Annotated in this window: 2 protein-coding genes; both read right to left on the bottom strand. The window is 49.5% G+C overall.

The window, feature by feature from the left end; genetic code table 11:
• Positions 1-1,203: hypothetical protein (locus BM177_RS19815; protein ID WP_210185945.1), on the bottom strand; the 1,203-nt coding region annotated here is incomplete at its 3' end.
• 53 nt (positions 1,204-1,256) lie between these two features.
• Positions 1,257-3,836: a helicase-related protein gene (locus BM177_RS19060; protein ID WP_175492713.1), complete on the bottom strand. Its 2,580-nt coding sequence runs from the start codon at positions 3,834-3,836 to the stop codon at positions 1,257-1,259.
• Positions 3,837-4,103 lie beyond the last annotated feature (267 nt).

Genomic DNA, 4,103 nt, shown 5'->3' with positions numbered 1-4,103 from the left:
CGAATATCTTTCACAAGCTGTTCTGCCGGGGCTTTCGCCGGCACGGATTTCTGTCTCATCTGCGCTCCTGAATGGGCTAAGATGAACCAGAAATCTCCCTTCAGAAAATACCCCGATTTGTCTCATGGGCGCTGACGCCGGACATGAAAGTATCTCCCGCTCTCCTTCGGCAGGAAGATCTACACCAGCCGCAAAATTACGGGCACTCTCATCAAAAAGGCTCTCTAGCGCCGCCTGAATTTCATTATCGTCACCCGAGACGTCCTGCTTACGAAGAGCCTCCTTAATCATGGCGACAGCCTGCGACTTCATTGTCTCTCCCATCCTCCAGAGACTCTTCGCAAACGTTATCGTTTCAACAGCCTCAATTTCATTTCTAAGTTTTATAACGCTCGAATTTTGAATTTTAAGATCCGGAAGAGATATGGCGGACAGAGTGCGCGGGAAATAGAGGTTGGTCTGATTTATCAAAGCAGCGACAAGTGGGTGGTTGCAACTAGTCTGCGTTGCATCGTTACCGAGCCACGGACGATCTCCAGGGCAGGTAATCCCCTCCTTTTGGAATTCGGAATGCTCCCCATTGTAAATGTTAGGAACCATGGTGGTTCGAGCAAGACTTTTTCCCTTGTGTCCGCTTGAGCCTTCCGGACATGTCGTGCAATGCATTCTTATGCTCGTCAGCTCAGATCCGCCGCGGTCAGTTAATTTCATCGAGCCGTCGCCTGAACACTGGCAACCAATCCAAGCCTTCCAAGGGAACTCATTAAGGTGCCCCCCACAACAGACAGATATAAAACGAACCGGCTGCCATCTCCCTCCATCCTTAGGGCGGTCGACCTTTAATGTATGTAGGTTAAAACGTTTCAGCACACCCGTAGCAGTATGTCTATACCAAATTGGAAACCTCAAAGCAGGCACATGAAGCCCGGCATTGGGAGGAGCTGCGTCACCTTTGTGGACATGACGGAAATCCGGGGGTAGGCAAAACCGATCTACGTGCAAGATTGCGGACAGACGGGTCTCGAAGCGCTCAAACTCTGAGCGATTGCTGCAGTCGACCATCTTCCCGGATGTGTGGTCCCAACTTTTGAACCAATAATCCAAGCCGCCAATCACGTGAGGAATACCGCGGCTATCGGTATAGATGCTGCCGGGTCCAAAGGGCTCGATTAGCTGATTTGTTCTGATCTGCTTGCTGCCCACGAGGATATCTCCTGTCTAGCCGGAAAATCAGAGTTCGCGTCTATTGCTTAACTTCACGCGCTTTCTTCGGAGGCATAGCCTTGAGTAATTTCAAGCTCCGCGCTCCTGTCGACCTGCCGCATGCTGCTCGGAATGACGCAACCACGCTTTTTCTGGATCCCAGTAGCAAACTGCCCAGGCCATAACATTAGGTACTCTCCACTGATTTGTTGGGGAAAATGCTCCCACTCCTGTGGATTGAAGCTGCTCCATTTCTTCTTCAGGTCTTTGAAGACCCTTTCTAGTGCGTCGAGTGACCTAGCCTGATCCGCGATTGATTGAACTTTCTCACACCGCTTCCTTAATAGATCATAGGCGAATTCAAGTTCTAGTTCGAATTCAGAATAGTTCGACACCGGGGCACGCGAAAATTGGCGCGTCCAGCAGCTTAATGCGCCTGCCAGCCCTCTCAAAATTGCAGATGTCGCAAATGGTGTCGCAGTAGTTGGCTCTACTCGCTCGTAGAGACGAAGATGATAGCTCTGGAACTGCTCATAGTGGGATCTGTCACGGCTCTTTGAAGGATTATAGAGTGTTAAAATCAATCCCGGGCGTTCCCACCAACGTCTTCCAACTCGACCGGTAACCTGAATATAGGTGGCGGTTGTCTTTGGTTGTCCTACCACTGCCATAAGTGAGAGGCGATCGATATCCACACCGACTTCTATAATATTAGAAGCCAGACATGCATCAACTGTAGATTTGTTATTCTGAGCATCATATGGAAGACCTAACTGATCCATCATGCCTACGATTTCAGCCTGTGACAATCGGCTAGTCAGTTCTTCAACGATGCGGAGGTTTCTTCGATCCTGATGAGCAAACGCCTCCCGGTTGAATATAAATTTCAGTCTGGATCGTATATCTGAGTCGAATAATGTCCGTGCACCCCCTAATTCGCGAATGCTATTATAAAAAGCCAGTAACGTCCACCACGGGTCTCTGTCATTGGGCTGAAACTCCCATGGACGAAAGAGACAAGATGAAAAGGTTCGGACCTGGGTGGTCAGAATAGATCCATAATCTGGAGCATGAATGCCGAGGTAGAGGCGGCCACTTTTAAGGTGGCCATTTTGGTCCTTGGCATATTTACCGAAGAATGAGTCGCCCATTGTCAGTCCAGGGCTTGGGAACAATTGCAATTGTGATCGCGCGTACAAGGAATTTATTTGGTCCGCGGCCCCACGAATTGTAGCGGTAGACGAAATAATCTTCGGAACAATGAGTGTTCCACCATCGGATGGTACACTACAAAGCCTCTCAAAGATTCCCTCATAGAGCGCATACATCGTTCCTAAAGGACCGGAAATTAGATGCAGTTCATCCTGAACTATAAGGGATGGTGGATAAGAAACTTGCTCAACCGTGCCCGTTCCGCGTAGTTCTCTCCTGCCGAAAAGCGCCCCGGCTTTTGGGCGGTAGGTTGCCATAGCGAACTTATCCGCGGTCGCTATAACCAATGATGGCGGAGACTCGTAGATTCTTTCATCAATAACTTCTACAGGTAGCCAGCTCTGATAATTGGCTTTACCGAACTCACAGGCCGTATCCGGACAGTGCAACAATGGTCCTTCCGTGCCGCTTTCCGTAATTCCCTTGACCCGAAGCTTGGACCATATCTTTGCATCCATCTTTATTGGTGCAGAATCCTCACATCGTCCTATCTCAGCCCTACACCAAGGGCATTCTGTGAGGATGAGCGGATTTCCCTTCTCATCCCCCCGTTTAAAGGCTGCCAGTGCGGATCTCGCGTCCTTGATTTTATTCGGCGATCCGTCGCCACCAACCCAAAGGCCCAGCGAAAACCTCTGTCCGCTTATTCCTCTGAGTCCGTGAGAGCTTGCATTGCGTCTAATATATTCCATGCAGCAAATTAAGCTCGCGGCTCTCTGAAACTGCTGTGTTGTTAACATTCGGAGGGTATATCTCATCAGCACATTCGTGCCATCGCGTTGTAGCAGGTCATCTTCATTGGCTGAGAACCGTTGGAAAAACATACAATAGGCGATCACCGCAAGATAGGCTTCCGTCTTGCCGCCGCCCGTTGGAAACCAAATCAGGTCTACGATCTCTCTATCGGCATGCTTTGGATTCGTTATGCCCTGAAGTGACATTAGTAAAAAAGCTATCTGGAACGCTCTCCAATTTCCTAACCGTGATGTTTCCTCGGTATTAGAGTTGAAAATTTGCCATGGAGATCTGTGTTCTCCATTAGGAACCACCTGATCCTTAGCGGCGGACCAGTGGAGTTGTCGGCGTATCAATTGCTTGGTAGTGATCTGTTGTAGAAGCATCGAGATATTGGTTAGCCTGAAAGCATCGCGCGCGTCAGAATTATTTTTGAGCAGTTCAATTCCCTGCCGCATCCTAATTAAGCAAGACTTGCATTTAAGTATATGGCTCACCGAAATAGTAGCAAAGTGACTAGGGAGCGTTGTGGACTCCTTCTCTAGCTCCTCTATCCACTTTTCGTATCCAAGGACCAGAGAGTTTAAGGTTTTCCAACCCGTGCCAGTCCCGTCGGCACTCAGCTCTGATAAATTGCGCATCGACAATTCGATCGGAACTCCGTTGAGTTCGATATCTGGAGTCATGCTCGGTAGCTCCACGGCAGGCATGACATCGGCGTATATTGTTGCGGGTGAACTGCCGGGTTGGGCTTCCCAACCGGCAGAACAACCGTGACCAATCGCCCAAGTGGCGGAGTCTCTATAAAGTGTCCGGCGTCAGCGCCCATGAGACAAATCGGGGTATTTTCTGAAGGGAGATTTCTGGTTCATCTTAGCCCATTCAGGAGCGCAGATGAGACAGAAATCCGTGCCGGCGAAAGCCCCGGCAGAACAGCTTGTGAAAGATATTCG

Origin of the sequence: Methylocapsa palsarum, from assembly GCF_900114285.1 — a bacterium.
Classification (GTDB): Bacteria; Pseudomonadota; Alphaproteobacteria; order Rhizobiales; family Beijerinckiaceae; genus Methylocapsa; species Methylocapsa palsarum.
Note: the sequence above shows the minus strand (reverse complement) of the source record. Positions and strands in the feature narration are given on the sequence as shown.

Excerpts from the sequence above, each read along its gene's own strand:
- BM177_RS19060 (WP_175492713.1), bottom strand. The coding sequence starts at position 3,836 with ATGACTCCAGATATCGAACTCAACGGAGTTCCGATCGAATTGTCGATG.